Annotated in this window: 19 protein-coding genes and 4 riboswitches; of the genes, 6 read left to right on the top strand and 13 right to left on the bottom strand. The window is 57.7% G+C overall.

The window, feature by feature from the left end:
* The 8 genes from thiS to RJP21_RS06260 form a co-directional block, all read right to left on the bottom strand.
* Positions 1-207 (bottom strand): sulfur carrier protein ThiS, encoded by a 207-nt coding sequence (gene thiS, locus RJP21_RS06225; protein ID WP_373309275.1) that lies wholly within the window; start codon positions 205-207, stop codon positions 1-3.
* On the bottom strand, positions 188-1351 hold the full coding sequence (gene thiO, locus RJP21_RS06230) for a glycine oxidase ThiO (protein WP_310858526.1): 1164 nt from the start codon (positions 1349-1351) through the stop codon (positions 188-190). Before thiO ends, thiS begins: the two co-directional genes overlap by 20 nt.
* Positions 1335-1970, bottom strand: a complete 636-nt coding sequence (gene tenI / locus RJP21_RS06235; RefSeq protein WP_310858527.1) for a thiazole tautomerase TenI — start codon at positions 1968-1970, stop codon at positions 1335-1337. The genes thiO and tenI overlap by 17 nt, the downstream gene beginning before the upstream one ends.
* A 109-nt stretch (positions 1971-2079) precedes the next feature.
* A riboswitch (TPP riboswitch) is annotated at positions 2080-2185 on the bottom strand.
* A 165-nt stretch (positions 2186-2350) separates the two neighbouring features.
* Positions 2351-4417, bottom strand: a complete 2067-nt coding sequence (pulA, locus tag RJP21_RS06240) for a type I pullulanase (protein ID WP_310858528.1) — start codon at positions 4415-4417, stop codon at positions 2351-2353.
* A 242-nt stretch (positions 4418-4659) separates the two neighbouring features.
* The gene (gene gcvH / locus RJP21_RS06245) at positions 4660-5052 is read right to left on the bottom strand and encodes a glycine cleavage system protein GcvH (RefSeq protein WP_160043484.1); all 393 of its coding nucleotides are present in this window, start codon (positions 5050-5052) and stop codon (positions 4660-4662) included.
* 61 nt (positions 5053-5113) lie between these two features.
* Positions 5114-6046, bottom strand: coding sequence for an L-serine ammonia-lyase, iron-sulfur-dependent, subunit alpha (sdaAA, locus tag RJP21_RS06250; RefSeq protein WP_160043519.1), 933 nt, complete (start codon positions 6044-6046; stop codon positions 5114-5116).
* Positions 6047-6054: 8 nt separating this feature from the next.
* Positions 6055-6729, bottom strand: a complete 675-nt coding sequence (gene sdaAB / locus RJP21_RS06255; protein ID WP_310858529.1) for an L-serine ammonia-lyase, iron-sulfur-dependent subunit beta — start codon at positions 6727-6729, stop codon at positions 6055-6057.
* 216 nt (positions 6730-6945) lie between these two features.
* Positions 6946-7058, bottom strand: a riboswitch (glycine riboswitch).
* A gap of 170 nt (positions 7059-7228) precedes the next feature.
* A complete protein-coding gene (locus RJP21_RS06260; RefSeq protein ID WP_310858530.1) occupies positions 7229-8065 on the bottom strand; it encodes an ROK family protein in 837 nt (278 codons plus the stop codon).
* Positions 8066-8275: 210 nt separating this feature from the next.
* Positions 8276-8375, top strand: a riboswitch (glycine riboswitch).
* A riboswitch (glycine riboswitch) is annotated at positions 8376-8516 on the top strand.
* An 82-nt stretch (positions 8517-8598) separates the two neighbouring features.
* Between RJP21_RS06260 and gcvT the strand changes: the two genes are divergently transcribed.
* Genes gcvT through gcvPB form a run of 3 tightly spaced genes read left to right on the top strand, consistent with a single transcriptional unit; the run spans position 8599 to position 12520 of the window.
* The gene (gene gcvT / locus RJP21_RS06265; protein ID WP_310858531.1) at positions 8599-9717 is read left to right on the top strand and encodes a glycine cleavage system aminomethyltransferase GcvT; all 1119 of its coding nucleotides are present in this window, start codon (positions 8599-8601) and stop codon (positions 9715-9717) included.
* 17 nt (positions 9718-9734) lie between these two features.
* Entirely contained in the window at positions 9735-11066 is a 1332-nt protein-coding gene (gene gcvPA, locus RJP21_RS06270; protein WP_397386187.1) for an aminomethyl-transferring glycine dehydrogenase subunit GcvPA, read from the top strand.
* Positions 11063-12520, top strand: coding sequence for an aminomethyl-transferring glycine dehydrogenase subunit GcvPB (gene gcvPB, locus RJP21_RS06275; RefSeq protein ID WP_310858533.1), 1458 nt, complete (start codon positions 11063-11065; stop codon positions 12518-12520). The genes gcvPA and gcvPB overlap by 4 nt, the downstream gene beginning before the upstream one ends.
* Positions 12521-12758: 238 nt before the next feature.
* Here the strand turns inward: gcvPB and RJP21_RS06280 are convergent, their stop codons facing one another.
* From RJP21_RS06280 to RJP21_RS06295, 4 genes are all read right to left on the bottom strand, one after another.
* The gene (locus RJP21_RS06280; protein WP_310858534.1) at positions 12759-14294 is read right to left on the bottom strand and encodes a flotillin lipid rafts scaffold protein FloT; all 1536 of its coding nucleotides are present in this window, start codon (positions 14292-14294) and stop codon (positions 12759-12761) included.
* Positions 14294-14830: an NfeD family membrane protein gene (locus RJP21_RS06285; protein WP_160043489.1), complete on the bottom strand. Its 537-nt coding sequence runs from the start codon at positions 14828-14830 to the stop codon at positions 14294-14296. Before RJP21_RS06285 ends, RJP21_RS06280 begins: the two co-directional genes overlap by 1 nt.
* A gap of 284 nt (positions 14831-15114) precedes the next feature.
* Positions 15115-16590, bottom strand: coding sequence for a sensor histidine kinase (locus tag RJP21_RS06290; RefSeq protein WP_310858535.1), 1476 nt, complete (start codon positions 16588-16590; stop codon positions 15115-15117).
* Positions 16590-17267, bottom strand: coding sequence for a response regulator transcription factor (locus RJP21_RS06295; protein ID WP_310858536.1), 678 nt, complete (start codon positions 17265-17267; stop codon positions 16590-16592). The genes RJP21_RS06290 and RJP21_RS06295 overlap by 1 nt, the downstream gene beginning before the upstream one ends.
* 314 nt (positions 17268-17581) lie before the next feature.
* Between RJP21_RS06295 and RJP21_RS06300 the strand changes: the two genes are divergently transcribed.
* The 3 genes from RJP21_RS06300 to RJP21_RS06310 are packed head-to-tail and all read left to right on the top strand — an operon-like array spanning position 17582 to position 21429.
* On the top strand, positions 17582-18331 hold the full coding sequence (locus RJP21_RS06300; RefSeq protein WP_310858622.1) for a polyphosphate polymerase domain-containing protein: 750 nt from the start codon (positions 17582-17584) through the stop codon (positions 18329-18331).
* Entirely contained in the window at positions 18328-19008 is a 681-nt protein-coding gene (locus tag RJP21_RS06305; RefSeq protein ID WP_310858537.1) for a DUF4956 domain-containing protein, read from the top strand. The genes RJP21_RS06300 and RJP21_RS06305 overlap by 4 nt, the downstream gene beginning before the upstream one ends.
* A gap of 18 nt (positions 19009-19026) precedes the next feature.
* Positions 19027-21429: a carbohydrate-binding domain-containing protein gene (locus tag RJP21_RS06310; RefSeq protein WP_310858538.1), complete on the top strand. Its 2403-nt coding sequence runs from the start codon at positions 19027-19029 to the stop codon at positions 21427-21429.
* Between the two features lie 259 nt (positions 21430-21688).
* On the opposite strand, the gene RJP21_RS06315 is transcribed toward RJP21_RS06310, so the two are convergent.
* Positions 21689-22852 carry an iron-containing alcohol dehydrogenase gene (locus tag RJP21_RS06315; protein WP_310858539.1) on the bottom strand — a complete coding sequence of 388 codons (1164 nt, stop codon included), beginning with the start codon at positions 22850-22852 and terminating at the stop codon, positions 21689-21691.
* Positions 22853-22952: the final 100 nt, after the last annotated feature.

Here is a 22952-nt window from a genome sequence, read left to right on the forward strand (position 1 = left end):
TTATCCTCCTCCCACAAAATGCACCAGTTCGACCCGGTCCCCGTTTCGGACATCCGTGTCCTTATGCTCGTTTTTCTCGAGTATGTTCCCGTTGATTTCCACGACGACGACCTGCCGGTCCAGGTCAAAATGCGTCAGCAGCCGCGCCACCGTCGTTACCGACTCCGGCACCTGAACGTTGTTCCCGTTAATGATCAAATCCAACATGGACGATCCTCCCCTCCGATGGCCTGACGGCGTGATGCCGGTCCGGCGCAAAAGATTCCCAGCCTGTGAATGAAGGCCGCTTTCCGCTCATTTGCTCCACGATCAGCGCCCCGGTAACGGGGCTCAGCAGCACGCCGTTGCGATAATGCCCCGCGGCGACAAACAAACCTTCGCAGCCCGCAGCGGCACCCAGATAAGGAAGGCCGTCGCGGGTTTGCGGCCGCAGCCCCGCCCATGCCTTCTCCCATTGGGCAGCCGTAATCCGCGGCACAAGAGCGGCCGCTTTGGCCATCAGCCCCATCAAACCTTCGACGGATACCGTAAGTTCCTCGTTGCGCTCGATCATGGAAGCCCCGACGATGAGTCTGCCTCCGCGCTTCGGCACCAGGTAACAGCCTTCGGTGAACACCGTGCTGCTTATCAATGGGGCCTGCGTAACGACCGAGAAGCACTCGCCCTTAACCGGGTACACGTCGGCGTTGATCCCCGCTTGCGCCAGCAGCCTGCTGCCATGAACGCCCGCCGCGACGACCGCCTGACCGCAGCCGATCGTTCCTTCATCCGTGACCACGCCGGTCACCCGGCTCCGTTCCAGCCGCAGCGAATGAACGGTGCAATGCTCCTTTACTTCGGCTCCAAGCATAACGGCTGCCCGGACATAAGCGGCCGTCAATTCGGGCGCCGACACTTGCCCGTCCCCGGGAATCCGCATCACGCCTTCGATGCGCCCCGTCAGATTAGGTTCCAGCTCCCTGGCCTCGGAAGGCGTAAGCCAGGCGGCCGTTTCCCCGGCTTTGCGCTGAAAGGCGATCATCCGCTGGCATTCCATCGCCTGTTCAGGGGTCAACGCCACCTTCAAAAGTCCTTGCTGCACCAGTCCGATGTCGATGCCGGTCAGCTCCCGCAGTTCCTCCGCCAGCTTGGGAAACATCGCCCGGCTCTGCCGTGCGAGGTCGAACAGCGCGCCTGACCGGTGCATCTCCGACTGGGCGCCGAGCATGCCGGCCGCAGCGCTCGACGCGCCGGAGCCGATCTTCCCCCGCTCCAGCATGAGGACGCGCCTGCCCTGCTTTGCCAGGTGGTACGCGATCGAACCGCCGATCACGCCGCCGCCGATTACGACCACTTCAGCTTGATGGACCATGGTTGTTTTCCCTCCCTCTATGTAAGCATTGATGATAAGCAGCCGCCTCCCTGATCGGGTCCGCCGCTTCCAAAATCCCGCTCATGACGGCGATACCCGACGCGCCGGCTTTCAGCGTCTCGGCCACGTTCGCCGGCTTCACCCCGCCGATGGCGATGACGGGAATGCGGGTGCGGCTTGCGAGCAGTTTCAGTTCCCCAAGCCCGCGGGCCGGGGAATCGGGCTTCGATGCCGTCGGGTAGACATGCCCGAAAAACACGTAATCGGCCCCTTTCTTCTCGGCCTCCACCGCTTCTTTCAGCGAATGAACCGATCGGCCGATCCGCAGCTGCGGAAACCACTCCTTCACATCGGTTACATCCAAGCTGTGATAAGCGAGCTGCACGCCCTGAACGCCGGCAGATGCAGCGACGTCGGCCCGGTCGTTCACCACGATCCGGTCCGCAGGAACGCCTGCGGCCAGCAGCATTCCGATTCCGTTCAGCAGCTCGCGCGCCGTTTTCGCATGTTCCCTTAAATGAAATGCATCCACGTAAGGATGGATGAGGCCGGCAATCCTCGCCAGCTCATCAAGCGGCTGCCTTCCCGTCGAAACGACATGCAGTTCCCTTCCCGCCAATGGCCCCACTCCCGTTAAAAAAATGAAGGCCGCTTTCCCGAAAGAAAGCGGCCTTTGTCTGCACGTTGACAACCTTGCGCGCCAAAAAAAGCACAAGCGCAAGCATGAAACGCCGATTTTACCACTTCCCTCCGCTGGCATCGCTCCAGATCAGGTTCAAAGGGTCCGGAATTCGCGCTTCCGTCTCAGCCGTACAGGCACCCCTAGTGATTTGCTATGAAATTGAAATTGACTATAACATGAAATCCAACATGTGGCAATCCCTTCCATTCGGCATGCAGCTATTTTTTCATCCGGGCACGTCCCCGCATGCGTCCAAAAGCAGTCAGCCTGAAACCGTCCCAGCCAGCGAAGATCGAACCAAATACGCCGCAAGGCGGTCAGCGCGTAAGCAGAAATCGATTGGCTCTGCTGATGCCGCCCACATCCTCGAACAACACCATCATGGACAGGGCCGGAACGGTCACCTGTTCATCCGCGATCCAATCAAGCGCCTCGTTCCCGGCGCGCTCCTCGTTCACCGCCACCTTCCAGCCGGTATTGGAAAAAGGAATGTCCTGCTTGATCTCATGACCGTTCGCGTTATAGACGACGATGATGTTTTTCCAAGCGTCGCCGCCCGCAAAGTCCTTCAGCATAAAAGCGACGACATGGTCCCCGCAGCGAAGCGTCGCCAAATGATAGTCGATCTGCTCCCGGGAAGTCAGGCGAAAGGCGGGATGTTTTTTTCGAAGCTCGATTAAACCGCGGTAATAGTCGAAAACCGGTTTAAACCTCCGCTTGTTTTCCCACCGTATGGCATTGACGGCATCGCCGCTGCGGTAGCTGTTATGGTCGCCGTATTTGGTGCGGAGCAGTTCGTCGCCGGCTTGAATGAGCGGAATCCCTTGGGAGGTAAGCACGATGGCGTTGGCCAGGAGCGCGCGTTTTACCGTTTCGCTGCTCATGATGCGTTCGCCGTCGACGCTCCGGTACGGCTCGGACTTTTCCACGGCCTCCCTCAGGCTCCCTCCATGAGTCAGCTCCCCGTTGCGGATTTCCCGAAACCCGGCCTCGTCCCGAAGCCCCTGCGTCGTCAACACTTTATCCCATAAATTCAAATTGTCGTGAACGGTCACATAATTGACCGATTCGAGCGGAGATTCCGCAAAATCGTGAATCGATCCCTTGACGCCTTCAAGGATCGCCGCTTCCGTACCCGTTCCGCCCGTGGCAAACCCTTTCCCTCCGCCATCGCTGTCCCCTTTGATCGCGCCGCGGAAATGGTCGTTGAATACCGCAAAACCGAGATTTCTCTGGCTGCCTTTCAGCGTTTGCCGCGCAAGCGGCGTCTCCCCGCCCGTCCAAGGCTCCCCGTAGACGACGATGGCCGGGTCCACCTCGCGGTGCAGCTCTTCGGCCATCTGCTTGACGGTATCCGTATCGATCAATCCCATCAGGTCCAACCGGAACCCGTCGATGTGATATTCGTCCGCCCAATATCGAACCGAATCGAGGATGAATTTCCGGACCATCGGGCGTTCCGTCGCCAGCTCATTGCCGACGCCGGAACCGTTTGCCAGCCTTCCTTGGGCATCCCTGCGGTAAAAATACCCGGGCACGACCGCCTCGAACGGTCCGTCCTCGACGCTGTACGTATGGTTGTACACGACGTCCATCACGACGCGGATTCCTTTGCCATGCAGCGCCATGACCATTTCCTTGAATTCGCGGATCCGAAGCCCGGGCACGTTCGGGTCGGTCGCGTAGGAGCCTTCGGGCACGTTAAAATGCTGCGGATCGTACCCCCAGTTGTATTTTGGCTCGGGAGAGTCAGGATCGTCGACCTTCAGTTCGTTTACCGTTTTGAAATCGAATACCGGCAGCAGGTGGACATGCGTCACCCCAAGCTCCTCCAGATGGTCGATGCCGATAGCGTTTCCTTCTTCGTCGCGAAGCCCCGTTTCCGTAAACGCTTTAAATTTCCCTTTGTATTTAAAAGCAGCGTTAGGGTCTGCCGAAAAATCGCGCACATGCAGCTCATACAAAACCGTATCCTCAAGCCCTCCGATAGGCGGCCGCCGATCCGCTTCCCAGCCTTCCGGGTTCCACGCCTCCAGATCGACGATCGCCGATCTGGCACCGTTGGTGCTGACGGCCTTGGCATACGGGTCCGCCGCGTAACGGACGGTTCCATCCGGATGCTCGACCTTGTACATATAGTACCGGCCCGCGAGATCGCCGTAAAAGCGCAAAAACCATACGCCGTCCTTCCATTTTTTCATGCCGATCTCCAGGCCGCCCGCATGATCCGTCACCTCTCCGTTTGCTTCGTAACGGCCCGCATTTTCATAAAGCGCCAACGTGACTTTCACCGCCTCGGGAGCCCATACCTTAAAAATGCTCTCCGTTTTGGCATACGCGCAGCCCAAATCCCGTCCGCCGTAATATTCCGTAATTTCCCTCATCATTACACCACCACAACACGACATTTGATGTTCGAAAAAAAACGCCTCAACACATCCTATGTGCCTTTGTTGCCAATTGCAAAAGAATGTATGCATGTGCGGGAGCCCAATTTGCGGACGTGATGGCCCAGAAGGGAAAAATGGAGGTTGCGTCAATCGGCAGGCATTCTCATGCCAACGCAAATAAGGCGTACGGATGACATCGTCATCCGTACGCCTTTCCCTTGCATATTTCGCCGGCGCTACTCTTCGAGAAACTCCGCATACTGCTCCGCGCTAAGCAATGCCGACAGCTGCTCCTCCAGGTCGCCTTCCACCTCGATTTCCGCCATCCATCCGGCATCGTACGGTTCATCGTTGACAAGCTCCGGCTCATCGCCGAGCCGCGGGTTGATTTTCGTCACCTGACCGCTGACGGGACAGAACAGGTCCGACACCGTTTTAACCGATTCGATCGTGCCGATGCTTTCCTCGGCCTGCACGCTTGCACCTTCTTCAGGCAGCTCGACGAACACGATGTCGCCCAGCTGATGCTGCGCGAAATCGCTGATGCCGATGCGCACGACGTTTCCGCTTACCTTTTCCACCCATTCGTGATCCTTGCTGTACCAACGATTCTCTTTCACATTGCTCATGGTTTTCAACTCTCCTTCGAATCATGTCATAATCCTTGGAAAAATGCGTGCAGATGAGCCATTATGGAGTGTCTGACGGCGGTTGTATCGCATCTTTGGCTTCTTTTGCTTTGCGGCGGCGCTGTTCCACCAGCTCCCGGGTCAGCTTGCGCCCGGTCGGCGTGGCGGCCAAGCCGCCTTTGCCGGTCTCGCGGTGTTTGCTCGGCATGGCGCTGCCCACCTCCAGCATGACGCCGATCACTTCATCGGCGGGGATGACGCTGCCTACGCCGGCAAGGGCCATATCGGCGGCTGCCAGCGCGGTGACGGCGCCAAGGCCGTTGCGGACGATGCACGGAATTTCCACGAGTCCCGCAACGGGATCGCAAATGAGGCCGAGGCAGTTTTTCAAGGCCAAGCCGACCGCATGGACGGCCTGCCGCGGCGAGCCGCCTCTCAGCTCTACCATGGCCCCCGCCGCCATGCCGATCGCCGAGCCGACCTCGGCCTGGCACCCGCCTTCGGCGCCGGAAATCGACGCGTTGTTGGCTATGACGTACCCGATGGCCCCGGCCGTAAACAGGCCGCGCACCAGCTTGTCGTCATCCCAGCCGAATCGTTCCTGCGAGCTGACGAATACGCCGGGAATGATGCCGCACGAACCTGCCGTCGGCGTGGCGATGATTCTGCCCATGGAGGCGTTCACTTCGGAAACGGCGAGCGCGTAAGCCATCGCCATGGCGGAAGGCTCGCCGAGCGACGTGTCGCCCTGCCTCATGTAATCCGCCACCTTTTTGGCGTCGCCTCCCGTCAAGCCGCTTCGCGATTTCGTGTTGCCGGTCAGCCCCTTGCGAACGGCTTCCTTCATGACCTGGTAGTATTCGGCCATCTGACGGAATACGTCGTCCGCAGGGACGCCCGTTTCCTTGGCCTGATCCTCCACCATCACGTCGGCGATCGTTTTGTTTTCTTTCAGGCAAATGTCTGCCAGCTGTTCCAGCGTCTCGAATCTCATAGTCACCTTTAACTCCTTTGGGTCAAATCGATCATCGTCACTTCCAAAATATGCGGAAGGCGGGCCATCTCATCCAGAACGGAGGCGGAAGGCGGCGTATCCAGCTCGAACACCGTCATGGCCGCTTCGCTCCGCCCTTTGCGGTCCACGTCCATGTAGCCGATGTTGAGGCCCTCCCGGCTGAGCAGGCCCGTCAAGTCGGCGATCACGCCCCGGCTGTCGGAATGCGTGACCGCGATCGTGGGGTATTCGCCGGTAATTTGCACGTCGAAGCCGTTCAAGGCATAAACCGCGATCGTTCCTCCGCCGATGGAGGCCGCGATGACGTCTGCTTTGCGATCCCCGGCCCAAAGCTTGAGCTTGACGGAATTCGGATGCGGCCCGTTGCCTTTTCCCTGAATCCACTCGATCTCCATTCCGGCTTTTTCGGCTTCGATGTCCGCTTCCGGAATCCGTTCGTCATCCGTGTCGAAATTCAGCAGCCCCGCCGTTAACGCAAGGTCCGTACCATGTCCCCAATACGTCTCCGCAAAAGATCCGAACAAGGTGACCTCGACCTTCTCCGGCTGGCGGCCGAGCAGCTGGCGCGCCACCCTGCCGATGCGCACGGCGCCGGCGGTGTGGGAACTAGAAGGGCCCACCATGGACGGACCGATGATGGAAAATACGTTTTTGAATCTCAAAAACTCCACGCTCCTGTTTTAGGTAATTCACATCAGGAATTTGTCATTTATCCAAACGGCAGAAAAAACGCGGCCGGGCGCTGTCCGCAAACGCAAAAAAAGGGACAGCAAAAAAAGGTATGCAGCACCTTTTCTCTGTCCCTTGTACCTGAGAGTTTAAACGGAAACTTCGTTCCCGCGTTCCCCTTGGGTGGCTGACGCTCTCTCCAGAGCCGCGTCCGGCGACGGTTCCTTGTACCTGAGAGATTAGCCGCCGGTTTGTGCCCTCCCGCAGCTTGCTCCTTCGGTGCCGCCCCCCGTGCCGGGGCGGTCTCTCCCGTTCGCCATCATCCGCCTTATATTTAATCGCCTCTTACGAAACCATTTACATTCCTAATCACCTTAAGAATAAAGCAGAGCAAACGGCGCTGTCAATATAACAGGAATCTGAATTCCCGGAACAGCGAAAACCCTCTTGTTTCCCGCGCTTTTCCCCGTTGTTCCTCCGCCTTTCGGCCGCCTAAATCCGCATGCCGCTGCGCATGTATTCCATGGCGCCGAGAGCGACGATACGTTTATTGTCTTTGGCCGGGACGATCCGGCAAGCGTTGAACATGTCCGGAATGGTATGTTTTTGCGCGGTTTCGAGCGCATGCTCCATATATCCGGGATAGGTGGCGGTGCTGCCCCCGATCACGATCACATCCGGATTAAACAGGTGGATCACGTTCGTCAACGCCATTCCGAAATATTCGCCCGCCCGGGCAATCAGCTGCACGGCCGCCGGTTCGTTCCTGTCGATTCGCTCAAGGAATTCATCAATGCCGCAGCCCGCCTGCTGCAAAATGCCGATGCCCCCCGCGATGCTGTCCAGCCTTTGGGGGCCTTCTTCGGTTTGGATGATGCAGTAGCCCAGCTCCCCGGCAAAACCGTGCGCCCCCGTAAACATCCGCCCCTTCGAATAGACGCCGAGCGCAGTGCCGGAACCGGCCATAATCACCGCGAGCGTGTCTTTGTCCTTATAATGGACCGTTTCCGCAACCGTAGCGGATTTGACGTCATTAATAAGCCGGACGGGAAACCTTCCCTGCCCGAAATCATCGGCGGTCATCCCGGTCAAAGAACGTACGTCCGACAGCTGCACGCGATGGTCTCCTTCCACAAGGCCGGGCACCGCGATCCCGACCCCCTCCGGCTCAAACGGCAGCCGGCCGATAAACCCGTCGATTTCCCGCTTCAGATTCTCCCACGGGCAATCCAGCCCGGTCGGCGCTTTTTGTTCGAACGTTTCCCCGCCAACCTGCGCAAACATGTACATTTTAGTGCAGCCGATATCCACGCCTACGATTTTTTCCACGCTTTCATCCTCCCCAGATTGAAGACCGTTTTGGGCCATGCCGATATTATTGTATCAATTCGGGCGTGAAAGCAGTATGGCAAAATCCAATGTTTTCATATGTTTTTGCCGGTTGCATCGCCCTTCTCAGGGTCCGTCTTCATAACCGATATTGTTGTTGACATTCATATAAGCTTTGAGTATTAATGGTATTAGACAATACAATAGCGGATGAAAGTAATGGGAGAGATTACTGTTCACTGGTGACGCCGAAGGAGTAAGCCCGCGGGAGGCGGGGGAATCTCTCAGGCAAAAGGACCATTACCGGACGCATCTCTGGAGAGAATTCTTAAGCGAAAGAATCACCCAAGGGGAAATTTGTTGACCGGCACTGAAGTGGTGTGAAGTCTTGTAAACCCTTTTTGGCCGTTAAGCAAAGTAACTCTCAGGTACCAAGGACAGAGCGGAAGAAGCGGTATGCCGTGCATCGGCATGCTTGTTCTTTTGCCTGTCCTTTTTGTGCTTAAAAAATGTAAAGAGAAGGTGATGGAAACGTGTCCGAGCTTAAACGAACCCCGCTTTACCCGCTGTATGCCGAAATTCCGGGCGTGCGCTGCATCGATTTCGGAGGCTGGGAGCTTCCGGTCCAGTTCAGCGGCATCCACAAAGAACATGAGGCGGTCCGCGAAGCCGCGGGTTTATTCGACGTGTCCCACATGGGCGAATTTTGGGTTGGCGGCCCGCAGGCGGAAAGCTTCCTTCAGCATATGACCGTCAATGATGTAACCGTTCTCGCCCCGGGGCAAGCGCAATACAGCGCGATGTGTTATCCGGACGGCGGCGTCGTTGACGATCTGTTGGTATATAAGCTCGCGGAAGCGTCATACATGCTTGTCGTCAATGCGTCAAACATCGGCAAAGACTGGCAGTGGCTCCAAGAGCATCTCACGGACGGGGTGCGGATGACGGACCGGTCCGATGAAACGGCTCTTCTCGCGCTCCAGGGACCCAAAGCGGAAGAGATTCTCGCCCCCCTTGTCGATTGCGATTTGACGAAGCTCGGCGCGTTTCATTTCCTGCAAAACGTATCGCTGTTCGGCGCGTCCGTCCTCATCTCGCGCACCGGATACACCGGCGAGGACGGCTTCGAAATCTACCTGCCTGCCCAAGATGCCGCGGCCGTATGGAGCGGATTGCTCGAGCGCGGCGAAACCTTCGGCCTGCTTCCCGCCGGTCTAGGTGCGCGCGACACGCTCCGGTTCGAAGCCAAGCTGCCGCTTTACGGGCAAGAGCTGTCCGAAGACATCTCCCCGCTGGAAGGCGGGATCGGCTTTTTCGTCAAGCTGGGCAAGGATGATTTTATCGGCAAAGAAGCGCTGCAGCGTCAGAAGGATGCCGGCGTGCCGCGCAAACTGGTCGGCGTGGAAATGATCGACCGGGGGATTCCCCGCTCGCATTACGCGGTATATTCCGGGGACGAACCGATCGGCGAAATTACGACGGGTACCCAATCCCCTACGCTGAAGCGGAATTTGGGGCTGGCGCTCATCGACAGCCGTTACGCCGCCGTCGGCACGCAGGTAGAGGTCGACGTGCGGGGCAAACGCCTGAAAGCCGAAGTTGTCAACGTCCCATTCTATAAACGAGCCCGAAAAGGAGCTGACTCCAAGTGAAGCACCGTTATTTGCCGATGACCGAGCAGGATCAGCAGGAAATGCTGAAAACCGTCGGTGTGAATTCGATCGAAGATCTTTTTAAGGATATTCCCGAAGAAATCCGTTTCAAGGGGGAGCTTCCGGTCTCCAAGCGGCTGGACGAGTACGCCCTCACGACCCACCTGTCCGCGCTGGCCGCCAAAAACGCCAACACCGACCAATACGCCAGCTTCCTTGGCGCCGGACTTTATGATCATCATATTCCTTCCGTCATCAACCATGTCGTTTCCCGATCGGAATTTTATACCGCCTACACGCCGTACCAGCCTGAAATCAGCCAAGGCGAGCTGCAGGCGATATTCGAATTCCAATCTTATATTTGCGAACTGACGGGCATGGCCGTAGCCAATGCAAGCATGTATGACGGCGCGACGGCCCTTGCGGAGGCCGGTTCCCTGGCGAGCGCCGCCACCAAACGGACCAAGCTTGTCGTCTCCGCGGCGGTTCATCCGGAATCAAGGCAAGTGCTTCATACGTATGCGCGGGGCTTAGGCCTGGACATCGTCGAGGTCGGTACGAGCAACGGGGTAACGGACATGAACGAGCTGGCCCAAGCCGTTTCGGACGATACGGCCGCCGTACTCGTGCAGAACCCGAACTTTTTCGGCTCGGTCGAAGACCTCGCCGCCATCGGAGAGCTGGTGCACGGCCGCAAAGGCCTGCTGGTCGTAAGCTCCAACCCGCTCTCGCTTGGGCTGCTGGAAGCTCCGGGCAAGCTTGGCGCCGACATCGTGGTCGGGGACGCTCAGCCGCTTGGCATTGCGTCGTCGTTCGGCGGACCGACCTGCGGATTTTTTGCGGTGTCCAAGGACCATATGCGCAGAATGCCCGGCCGCATCGTCGGCCAGACGGTCGACCGGAACGGCAAACGCGGCTTCGTTCTGACGCTTCAGGCCCGCGAACAGCATATTCGCCGGGAAAAAGCCACCTCCAACATCTGCTCGAACCAGGCGTTACTTGCGCTTTGCGCTTCCGTCTATCTGTCGGTGATGGGCAAGCAGGGATTGATCGAGGTCGGCAAGCTGAACCTGCAAAAAAGCCATTATGCCGCGGAACGGCTCGCAAAGGTGCCTGGCGTGACGCTGCCGCATACCTCTCCTTATTTCAACGAATTCGTGATCCAGCTTCCCGAAGGCACGTCGGTCGCGGACGTCAATGCCAAGCTGCTTAAGGAAGGTTTCCTGGGCGGTTACGACCTTGGCCGCTCTTATCCGGAGCTTGCAGGCCAAATGCTGGTCGCCGTAACGGAACGCAGAACGAAAGAACAGATCGACCAATTCGCATCACTGCTGGAGGGCTGTTTATGAACCAGGAAAAAGCGTTGATATTCGAGTTGAGCCATCCGGGCCGCATCGCCTATTCCCTGCCGGAACTCGACGTGCCGGAGCTGGAAGCGGAAACCGTGATTCCGGCCTCCATGCTGCGCAGCGAGCCTGCGGCGCTGCCGGAGGTGTACGAGGTGGACGTCATCCGGCACTATACCGAGCTGTCGCGCCGCAATTTCGGCGTGGACAACGGGTTTTACCCGCTCGGGTCGTGCACGATGAAATACAATCCGAAAGTCAATGAAGACGTGGCCCGTTACCCGGGTTTTGCCAAAATCCATCCTTACCAGCCCGAAGAAAGCATCCAGGGCGCGCTTGAGCTCATGTATCAGCTGCAGCAGGATTTGGCAGGGCTCACCGGCATGGATGCGGTCACGCTGCAGCCTGCTGCCGGCGCCCACGGCGAATGGACCGGCCTGATGATGATCCGTGCGTATCATGAAAGCCGCGGGGAACGTCGCGACAAGGTTATCGTGCCGGACTCGTCGCATGGCACCAACCCGGCCAGCGCATCGGTCGCCGGGCTCAAGACCATCACGATCCCGTCCACGGACAAAGGGCTCGTCGACCTTGACGCGCTGCGCGCGGCGGTGGGCGGCGATACGGCCGCCCTGATGCTCACCAACCCGAATACGCTCGGCTTGTTCGAGGAACAGATCCAGGAGATCGCGGCCATCGTTCACGAGGCCGGCGGGCTTCTGTATTACGACGGCGCCAATTCCAACGCGATTATGGGCATTACCCGCCCGGGCGACATGGGCTTTGACGTCGTGCACCTGAATCTGCACAAAACGATGAGCACGCCCCATGGCGGCGGCGGTCCCGGCGCCGGTCCGGTCGGCGTCAAAAGCCTGCTCGTGCCTTTCCTTCCGGGTCCGGTCGTCTCGAAAAAAGAAAACGGCACGTATACGCTGGACGGCGCTAACGAATCGTCGATCGGCCGCGTAAAAGCCTATTACGGCAACTTCGGCATTCTCGTCCGCGCCTATACCTACATGCGGAGCTACGGTCCCGAAGGACTGCGCCGCGTGTCCGAATGCGCCGTGCTGAACGCCAATTACATGATGAAACGCCTCGAGCCTTATTACGACATTCCGTATCCGGGCATTTGCAAGCATGAATTCGTCATGTCCGGCACGCCGCTCAAACAATACGGCGTCCGCACGCTGGACGTGGCGAAACGGCTGCTCGACTTCGGGTATCATCCGCCGACCATCTACTTCCCGCTGAACGTCGATGAATGCATGATGATCGAACCGACGGAAACGGAGAGCAAGGACACGCTCGACGCTTTCATCGACACGATGATCCAAATCGCCAAGGAAGCCGAGGAACAGCCGGAGCTGCTGCTGAACGCCCCATACGGCACGCCGGTCACCCGTTTGGACGAAACGGCCGCCGCGCGCAAGCCGGTGCTGAACTGCGCCTGCAGTTAAGCCTGCTAAGCAGCGCCTGAATACAAAATAAAGAAGGCGGCCCAAGCCAGTTGTTGCTTGGGCCGCTTTTTTAATTAGGCATTTCGTGCAATACGAAATGAGAAATGCAGCCTTCGGCATGTCCGAAGACTATTCCGTCATGAAAAACACTACGAAAAAGGCATGGGACGGAGCCTCTCTTCCTGTCCCATGCCTTCTCTTTTTTGCGAGTCCTTCGCAATGTATGCAGCGGCCGAAACTATTCCTCTTTCGCCGCCCCCGCCTCCAGATTCACCAGCCCGCGTTCCTGCTGCGCATGCTGGGCCACGACTGGAGCGGACTTGGATTTGCCGGTCAAGTTTTTGATCAGCCCTTCCACGTCGATGCCGGACACGTTTTTCAGCATTTCCGGCGCGGTGGACATCAGCTCCGTCACATAATTGCTTACGCGGGCCGCGCCTTCGCCTTTGCCCGTATCCACCACGGTAAGCTTGTCGATCGAGGAGATCGGCTGCGCGATTTTGCCGGCCAGCTCAGGCAGCATTTTGACGATGATGTCCAGCACCGCCGCTTCGCCGAACTTCTGGAATGCCTCCGCCAGCTTTTCCTTCGCTTCCGCTTCGGCCAAACCGCGGAGGCGAATGACTTCAGCTTCGGCGGTACCCTTGGCCCGCTCGGCATCGGCAATCGCCTGGCCTTCAAGCCGTTTTTGCTCCGCGGAAGCTTTGGCCTGCGTTTCGATCGAATACTGCAAAGCGTCGGCCTCGCGCATTTTGCGCGCTTTATCCGCCTCGGCCGCCTGCTCGACGGCGTAACGGTCGGCATCCGCTTTTTTCTTCACTTCGGCGTCGTATTGCTTTTGGCGAACCATGATTTCTTTTTCCTGCAGGTCGATTTCGCGCTCCTTGCGGACCAGTTCGACCTTCATCTGTTCTTCGACCATCGTTTGCTTCGCGCGGGCTTCCTGGATGTGGTACGCCTGGTCGGCTTCCGCCTTCGCGGTGTCCTGCTCCTTCTTAAAGGAGGCAACCTTCAGCTCTTTTTCCTTGGTCGCTTCGGCGATGTTGGTGTCGCGCAGCAGTTCTGCCTTTTGCCCCTGTTCTTCCGCGTTCGCCTTCTGAATCCGCGCATCCCGCATCGCTTCGGCTTCCGCGATTTCGGCATCCCGCTTCACCGCCGCAATCCGCGGCTTGCCCAGCGCATCGAGATAACCCTGCTTGTCGCGCACGTCCTTGATCGTAAAGGAAACGATCTGCAGTCCCATTTTCTTCAAGTCGCGAGCCGCTACGCCTTGAACCTCCTGCGCGAATTTATCGCGGTTCCGGTATACTTCCTCCACGGTCATGGAGCCGAGAATCGCGCGCAGATGACCTTCCAGCACCTCTTGGGCTTCGCCCTTCAGCGCGTCGATCGGCTTGCCGATAAATTGCTCCGCCGCGGTTGCGACGTCTTCGATCGAGCTGCCTACCTTGATGATCGCGACGCCGTCGGCAATGACCGGCACCCCTTGCTCGGTGTAAACCTCGGGCGTTGATACGTCCAGCTTGTGGGAAAGCAGCGAAATAAATTCCGACCGCTGGAATACGGGCAAAATAAACGCGCCGCCCCCGCGGACGATTTTGATTTTCCGCCCCGATTCATCCTCCGCGATGTTTTTGTTACCCAAAAAGGAACCGGTCACGATCATGGCTTCGTCCGGCCCAACCGTTTTGTAGCGGGCCCAGAAGGCCAATCCCAGCACAATAATAACCCCGACGACAATGATTGGAATGATCAGGTAATCCGGCAAATCCATCAAACAACATCTCCTCTTCTCTCGTCTAATTTGGCGACACGCAGTACCCCGTCAAGCACGTCAACGACGACAACCCTAGTGCCGGCTGCCAGCAAATGGCGATCGAAGCTTGAGGCGATATGAACCGTGTTCCCGGCGCCAAGCTTGATCATGACCTCGCCGAAACCCGTTTCGGGAATCGGGATGGTGACTTCGCCGATGCGCCCTGACAGCTCGCGGATGGAATAGGCGGTGGAATTTTCGCTGTTGTCCATCGGCCTGACGTAAAACCAATAGACCAGCGCCGAAATGATCACCGCTGCCGCCGCCGACAGCAAAATCACCGGCAGGCCGCCCCATCCCGTATAGCGCTCCAATAAAACGCCTGCACCCCCAAACACCGTCACTGCGCTTGCGATGACCATCGGCTTCAGGAAATCGACCGACAAAAAGTCGAGCAGCCCGTCAAGGGCATGGCTGACCAGATCTCCCAAAACGACGCTGACCACCGCAAACAGAATTCCGCCTGCAAGACAGCTCCAGAAAAGCGTTTCCATGGTCGCATCCTCCCATGCCGGGATTTTGCAAAATTCGTCAATCCGTCCGCTTCCGGATCGCAATCGTGGAAACATACCCCTTCGATCCACCTATTGCCGCTTGGAAACCCGCTTTCATTAGACTTTTGCAAAATCCCCCAAATATGTTCAAACTGCCTATATAAGGATATACGTAATAAGGTTCGATTTGTTTCAAATATTTCCTCTCTGATAAAATCTTGGCGAAACGGCTGCAAGCGGGAACCTTTCTTCGTTTCGATTGTCTACTTGACCACAGCCGCCAATTACCCCAACTGGACGTAAAAACTCGTCTTGCCGTTTGGCACGCTTTTTGCGGAAATTTTCCCTTTATGACCTTCCACGATCGACTTGGCAATCGCCAGGCCGAGGCCGTATCCTCCGTGCTTGCGCGAGCGGGAAACATCGGCGCGGTAAAAACGGTCGAAAATATGGTTCAAATGTTCCGGCGCGATGCCCGCGCCCGTGTTTGTCACCGTCAGCAGCGGGCGGTTATGCTGTTTTTTCAGCTCAAGATGGATGGCCCCTCCCGGGTTGGCGTATTTGATGGCGTTGTCCAGCAAAATCATGACCACCTGCTTCACCTGCTCGCTGCTTCCCGTTATGGTTAATCGAGGTTCGATTTCATACGTGAAGGCGAGCTCTTTTTCGAATATGACGGCTTCCATCGTCAACATGACGCTTTCGACGGCTTCGCTGAGATCGAACGGTACGAAAATGACATGCTCGGGCCCATCGTCCATTTGGGTTAGATACAACAGATCGTTCGTCAGGGTTTTCATGCGCTCGGTTTCCGACTTGATATGCTGCAGCCATTTGGACTGGGACAGGATCGTTTCTTCGCCGTTAGCCAAAAGGACGTCGGCGTTCGTGTTAATGACCGCCAGCGGCGTCTTCAGTTCATGCGAAGCGTCGGCGATGAACTGTTTTTGCTTGTCGAAGGCTTTGCGGACGGGTTCAATCGAGCGGTTGGCAAAATAACGGCTTGTCGCGTAAATGACGGCCAGCATCACCAGCGCTACAGCCAAAAAGGTGTAAATCAGGTTTTTGATGATTTTGAGCTGGGCGGTCACATCCAAATACACGACGGAATATCCGTTCGGCGTCGGCAGCACGCTGTACGCCCAGCGCGTCCCGTCCAGCATGACCTGGCCGTTCCGTACCGGGCTTTGCGCCGCTTGTTTTTTGGCCGCCTCGTAGAAGTCCGCATCCATTTCGAAACGGGAATTGGTTTTTAGCAGATTCCATTCCCGGTCCGTCTTCAGCTCGAACGCAACGGAAAGCTCCGGAGGCGGTGTTTGGCCTCCATCCTTGAGGCGGTGCATATCGACTTCCCCCTTAAGAGGCTGTGAAGAGCCGGAATCCCCGGTTTGGACGGAACCGCCGTTGCCGCCGTTCGATGACGGACCTACGACTTCCTCCGAACCGGAATCGGCGGTATCCGGCTCCCGTCCGGCGGTGCCGGAGTCCAGCGGCGAAGCAAGCTGCCGGCCGTTTTCGGCCTTTGCGGCAGCGTCGCTCTCTTCCTGCGCCCCGGGCGACGACGGCGTTTTCCCCGAATCTTTTTTGCCGGGCCCTCCCTCTTTATGGTAAAACTCCGAAACGCGCTGAAGCTCCATGCCGATATCGCGGCGGACGTTTTGATACGTGATCGTATAAATGGCCGTAAACGCGACCAGCATGATAATCGTGATAATGGCCATGTTCATCAGCAAAAACCGGTTGCGCAGCTTCCTGAACATTATGATGTCGCCTCCAATACGTAACCGACGCCCCGGATCGTGGTGATCCGCGCCGAAGCGCCTAAAAAAGCCAGCTTTTTCCGCAGAAACGAAATGTAGACTTCGACGTTGTTATGTTCGGCATCGGAGTCGAAACCCCATAACTTCTCGATCATTTGCTCCTTGGAGGTCACCGCCTGTTTTCGCAGCATCAGCAGCTCCAGCAGCTCGCTTTCCTTCAAAATCAGCTTCAGCTCCTTGCCCTTGCAGCTCAGCTTCAGCATGGACGTATTCAGCTCGATGTCCGCGAATTTCAGGCTGTCCTCCGGGACCACCTCGCCTTTTCGCCGCAAAACCGCCCGAATGCGCGCCAACAGCTCGCCCGTAGAAAACGGCTTGGCGACGTAATCGTCGGCTCCGCAGTCCAGCCCCGCAATCGTGTCGGAAATTTCCCCTTTGGCCGTAAGCAGGATGACCGGCGTGGCGATGCCCTCGGCACGAATCGTCCGCAGCAGCGTGATGCCGTCCATCTCCGGCAGCATGATATCGAGCAGCAGCAAATCGTAAATGCCGCTGAGGGCGTTATCGAGACCCGTCAGGCCGTCATAAACGGCGTCGACGGAATAATGTTGTTTTTTCAAAATTTGGGTCAGCGCTTCCGCCAAATGTATCTCGTCTTCCACAATCAATACGCGCATAGTCGTAATCCCCTTCTTTTCCTCTATATGAATCGTTCCATGGCCTGATTGTAATAGGCGAACCTTTAACCAACCTTTAAAAAGCCAACCTGCCAAGCGGTATCTCGCTTGCGTCAAAGCGGGTGGCATGAGGTTGCGGCCGATCCGGTTCAACTGCGTCGTCCAACGGCAAAGGCCTCCCCGTTTTGTAATCGCCAATGTAAACGGAATGTTATCGCAATGTTTAAGATTCGTTAAAGGTTAGGCCATTAAGCTCAAATCCGTAAGGGCGATGACCCGATCAATCCGTTTGTGAGGAAAGGAGCGAAATCATGATGGCCATCGAAGTGTTTAACCGGTATGAGAACAAATATGTGATGGACACCAAAGCTTTCTACGATATTTATAACGACTTGATGGCATATATGGAGCCGGATGAAAACAACAAGGACGACAAGTTCTACACCATCAGCAACCTGTATTACGATACGGACTGCCATACCCTCATCCGCACCAGTTTGGCCAAGCCCAAATATCGGGAAAAGCTGCGGATCCGGTCATACGGCGTGCCGGACGGCGATGCCAAGGTATATCTGGAGCTGAAGAAAAAAGTGTTCGGCCTGGTGAACAAAAGAAGAACCTCGCTCAAGCTGAACGAAGCGTACGAGTTTGTGCGGACGGGCCTGCCGCCGGCATTCCGGAAAGGCATGAACAAGCAGGTCATCGGCGAAATCGAATATTTTTTAAGCAGGTACGAGCTGCGGCCGATGGTGTACCTGGCGTACGACCGCATCGCCCTGTTCTGCAAAGGCAACCGGGATCTGCGGATCACCTTCGATACAAACATCCGCTCGCGGCGTTACGACCTGCGGCTCGAGGCCGGCGATTACGGCGACCCGCTGCTGGAGCGGGGGCAATGGCTGATGGAAGTCAAAGCCGAAAAAACGGTGCCGGTGTGGCTGTCCAAAATGTTGTCCGAGCATCAACTGTACCGCACCGGCTTCTCCAAATACGGGAATGAATACAAAAAATCGATTCGAAACGCAAATGCGCAGGTCGTGGAAAGGGAGAGAGTTGTTTTATGATCGATTCCATCTTGAACGCGTCCGCCGCGGATACGGACCTATCGTTATCCCGCGCGCTTTTGACCTTGGCCGTGGCCATCGTCCTGGGCGCCATCATCAGCTTTACGTACATGAAAACGCAGCCTGTCTATTCGCAAAGCTTCACGCTGACGATGATGATTCTGCCGGCGATCGTCGCCATCATCATTTTGCTGATCGGCAGCAACATCGCCAGGGCGTTCAGCTTGGCCGGCGCCTTCTCGATCATCCGGTTCCGGAGCGCGCCGGGGGATGCCAAGGATATATCCTACGTGCTGTTTTCGATGGCTGCCGGGCTGTCCGCCGGCGTCGGCGCTTTCGGATATGCCGTCTTGTTCACCGTCATCCTTTGCGGACTGATGTACGTGCTCAGAAAAGTCCGATTCGGCACGAGAAAAGACGATCTCAAACTGCTCAAAATCACCATTCCGGAAAATCTCGGGTACGAAGAAGCCTTTGAGGAGGTATTCCGCAAGCATGGCGTCGAGTACGAGCTGAAGAAGGTGAAAACCACCGAGCTGGGGAGCTTGTACGAGGTCGTGTATTCGGTAAAAATGGGGCCGCAGACGAACCAGAAGGAATTTTTGGACGCCGTACGGACCCGCAACGGCAATCTAGACATCACGCTGACGATGAACCCTGCGGTGCAGGAATATTAAACGAAAAGAGGTTGAACCATGAAACCATCCTACAAAAATAAGTTTGCCGCGATTTTGATCCTGTCGGCCATGCTGGCCTCCGGCTGCACGACCAATGCGGCAGGCGACACGGCAGAAGCGGACGGAACGGCGGCCGAAACAACTGCAGCGGCGGTGGATGCGGGCAAAGCCAACGCGCAGCTGGCAAGCCTTAAAATCAAGGATCTCGTGGAGTATGACAGCGATGACACATCCGCCGAATGGACGGCGAGCGATGCCGCGGCCATTACGCTGAACGGCACGGGCGCTGCCGTGAACGGTTCCGGCGCGAAAGCGAGCGGCGGCGACGTTACGATATCCTCAGCCGGAACGTACGTGATCAGCGGCAAGCTGCAAAGCGGAAGCATCGTGGTGGACGCCGGCAAGGACGATGTCGTTCATTTGGTGCTGAACGGCGCGCAGATCGTGAACCCGGACGGCCCTGCCATCCAGGTTAAAAAGGCCGGCAAAACCGTGCTGACGCTGAACGAAGGCACGAGCAACACCTTGTCGGACGGCAAAACCTACGCGGATACGTCCGAAGATGCCCCGACGGCGGCGCTGTACAGCAAGGACGATCTGACGATCAACGGCACGGGCAAACTGACCGTGCAGGCGAACTACAAGGACGGCATAACGAGCAAGGATAATTTGAAGATCGTCAGCGGCACGCTCGACGTGAACGCGGCCGACGACGGCATCGTCGGCCGCGACTTGGCTGCGGTCAAGGCCGGCACCGTTCACGTCAATGCCGGAGGCGACGGCTTCAAGACGACCTATGACGGCGACAAGGACAAAGGCTACCTTGTCATCGAAGACGGGACGTTTGCTATCGAATCCGGGAGCGACGGATTCCAGGCAGCCGCATCGCTGTTGATCGCCGGCGGGACCTACGATGTGGTGACCGGCGGAGGCAGCGCAAACGCCGAGCCGCACGAGGAGGAAATGCCGATGTGGCGTCCCGATTTCGGCGGCCAGCCGGGAAGCGGCGGGCAAAACGGTCGGACGGCCGCTCAGGCAACGGACGGCGGCGCGAATGCGGACTCGGCGAAGGATTCGACGGCGGCGGCTTCAAACGCGGGTTCCCAGGCGAAGGATGACGGAGCGAATGCGGAAAGCGGCATCTCGGCCGGGAAAGATGACGCTCAGGCGGCTAATGGGGAGAGCGAATCGAAAAGCATGAAAGGCCTCAAGGCGGAAGCGGGCATTTCGGTTTCGGGAGGAACGTTCGGCATCGACTCGGCGGATGATTCCGTGCACAGCAACGGCAGCATCCTGGTCTCCGGCGGCCGGCTGGATCTCGCCACCGGCGACGACGGCATCCATGCCGATGTGTCGATCGTCATCTCCGGCGGAAAAGTAAACGTCAAAAACAGCTACGAAGGCATTGAAGCCGCGGATATCCTCATCTCGGGCGGCGAGATCCATGTCGTCTCCAGCGATGACGGCGTGAATGCGGCCGACGGAAGCGGCAGCGGGGAAGGTCCGGGAGGAATGTTCGGCGGCGAGCCGCCGGCAGGCATGCCGGGACAGGCGGCGGATCAAGCGGCAGGCGGCCGGGCGCAGTCCGGAACAACAGCGCAAACCGGCGGCAGCGCGCAGCCTAGTTCAGGCACGGCGCCGTCCAATGCGCAGGCGAACGGCAGCGGCCAGGCCGCGCAGGACGGTTCGGCCGACCAAAGCGGCGCCCAGCAGCGTCCGGACGGTCAAGGCATGCCTGGCGGACCGGGTGGAAGCGCCGGCAACGCAAAACTTACGATCAGCGGCGGCTATTTGACGGTGAACGCGCAAGGCGACGGCCTGGACGCCAACGGCTCCATTACGATGACCGGCGGCACCGTGCTGGTGAACGGTCCGACATCGGGCGGCAACGGCGCCCTGGACTATGACGGCACGTTCGAGCAGTCCGGCGGCCTGCTGGTTGCCGCGGGAAGCGCGGGCATGGCCCAAGCGCCATCCGAATCCTCGCCGCAGCGTTCGGTTCTTATGACATTCCCGAGCACCGTGAAAGCAGGCACACTAGTAACGCTGGCCGACGGCAAAGGGACGCCAATCTTAAGCTTTGCACCGGCCAAAGATATCCAGACCATCGTCATTTCGACGCCGGATCTGAAGTCCGGATACACATACGCCTTCTATACGGGCGGCAAATCCAGCGGCTCGGCGAAGGACGGCTTGTACACGGGCGGCAAGCTGACCGGCGGAACGAAGGTCGTCAGCTTCAAGCTTGGCGACGCGGTCACTTACGTGAACGAGTCGGGCGTAACGACCGGCGGCGGCGGACGCGGGCCGGGCCGTCCCGGCGGATTCCGGAACCAAGGGGATGCAGCCGCAAACGGAGCGCCGGCGCAAAGCGGCTCGGGCGGCACGCAAACCGGCGATTCGGAATCTTCCACCAAGTAAATGGCCGCCTCCTACGCTCTAGGCTTTCCACGCATTCCTTAAAAAGATTTCCCAAAAACCATTGCCGGCTTCGAGCCGCCGGCAATGGTTTTTGCGCGTCACGGTGTGGGCCTAGACTATGACCTCGAAGCCGATTCCGGCACTTTCGGGGACACCCGAAACGATAAATTCCCATTCATTAAAAAAAGCCCGCGAGAAGCCGCATTTCATGCGTTTTCCCGCGGGCCGCCGCATCCCTTGGATGCATTCCTTTTAACGGTTAAAGCGACATTTTATAGATTTCAACGACATCTTCTTTGTTCAGCGTTCTGAATCTGCCAAACGGCCCGAAGCGCACCGTTTTCTCGGCCATCACTTCGATTTGGCTGTCGTCGATGTCATAGTCGGCAAGGCGGCTCGGCGCGCCGATGGAGCTCCAGAAGTCGCGCAGCGCCTGCATTCCTTCAAGCCCTACCTCTTCATCGGTTTTACCCGCCGGATCGATATGGAATACGTTGACGGCCAGTTGCTTGAAGCGCCCCGGATTGGAATTCAAATTGTATTTCATCCAGTTCGGGAACAAAATCGCCAGACCGCCGCCGTGCGGAATGTCGTACACGGCCGAAACGGCGTGCTCGATGTTGTGGGTCGCCCAGTCCCCGGCAAACCCCATGTTGAGCATACCGTTCAGCGCCATCGTGCCGCAGTACATGATCGTCGAGCGGTCTTCGTAATTTTCGAGGTTCTGGATGAGACGCGGCGCCGTGTCGATCACGGTCCGGAGCACCGTTTCGCAGAAGCCGTCCTGCACCGGCGTGTTCGTTTCGGCATGGAAATAATGCTCCAGCACATGCGACATCATGTCGACCATGCCGTAGACCGTTTGGTCTTTAGGCAGCGTAAACGTCAGCACGGGATCCAGGATCGAAAAGGCGGGAAACGCGTAAGGGCTCCCCCATCCCATTTTCTCCTGGGTTTTCTCGTTCGTAATGACGGAACCTCCGTTCATTTCCGAGCCGGTTGCCGCGATCGTCAACACGGTGCCGAGCGGAAGCGCGTCCTGCGGGGTCGCTTTGCGCTCCACGAAATCCCACATGTCTCCGTCGTATTTGGCGCCGACGGCGATCGCTTTTGCGCAGTCGATGACGCTGCCTCCGCCAACGGCGAGGATCAGGTCGATGTGATGCTCGCGGCACAAGCTTACGCCTTTATGTACCGTGGATAAGCGCGGATTCGGCTCAACGCCGCTCAATTCGGTGACCTCGGCGCCGATTTCCTTGAGCAGGGCGTGCACGTCGTCGTACAAACCGCTGCGCTTGATGCTGCCTCCCCCGTATACGAGCAGGACGTTTTTGCCGTATTTCGGCACTTCTCTTTTTAATGTATCAAGCTTGCCTCTGCCAAAGATGAGCTTGGTCGGATTATGGAATTCAAATGCGTTCACGGCATGTTCGCCTCCCTAGCGTAAAAATGGATTGCTTTTTTATTATACCTCTCCACCCGAAAAAGAAACAAACCGCCCTCCCGGATAGGCCGGGATCAGG

Origin of the sequence: Paenibacillus sp. VCA1 (assembly GCF_031583795.1) — a bacterium.
GTDB lineage: Bacteria > Bacillota > Bacilli > Paenibacillales > Paenibacillaceae > Paenibacillus_AQ > Paenibacillus_AQ albilobatus.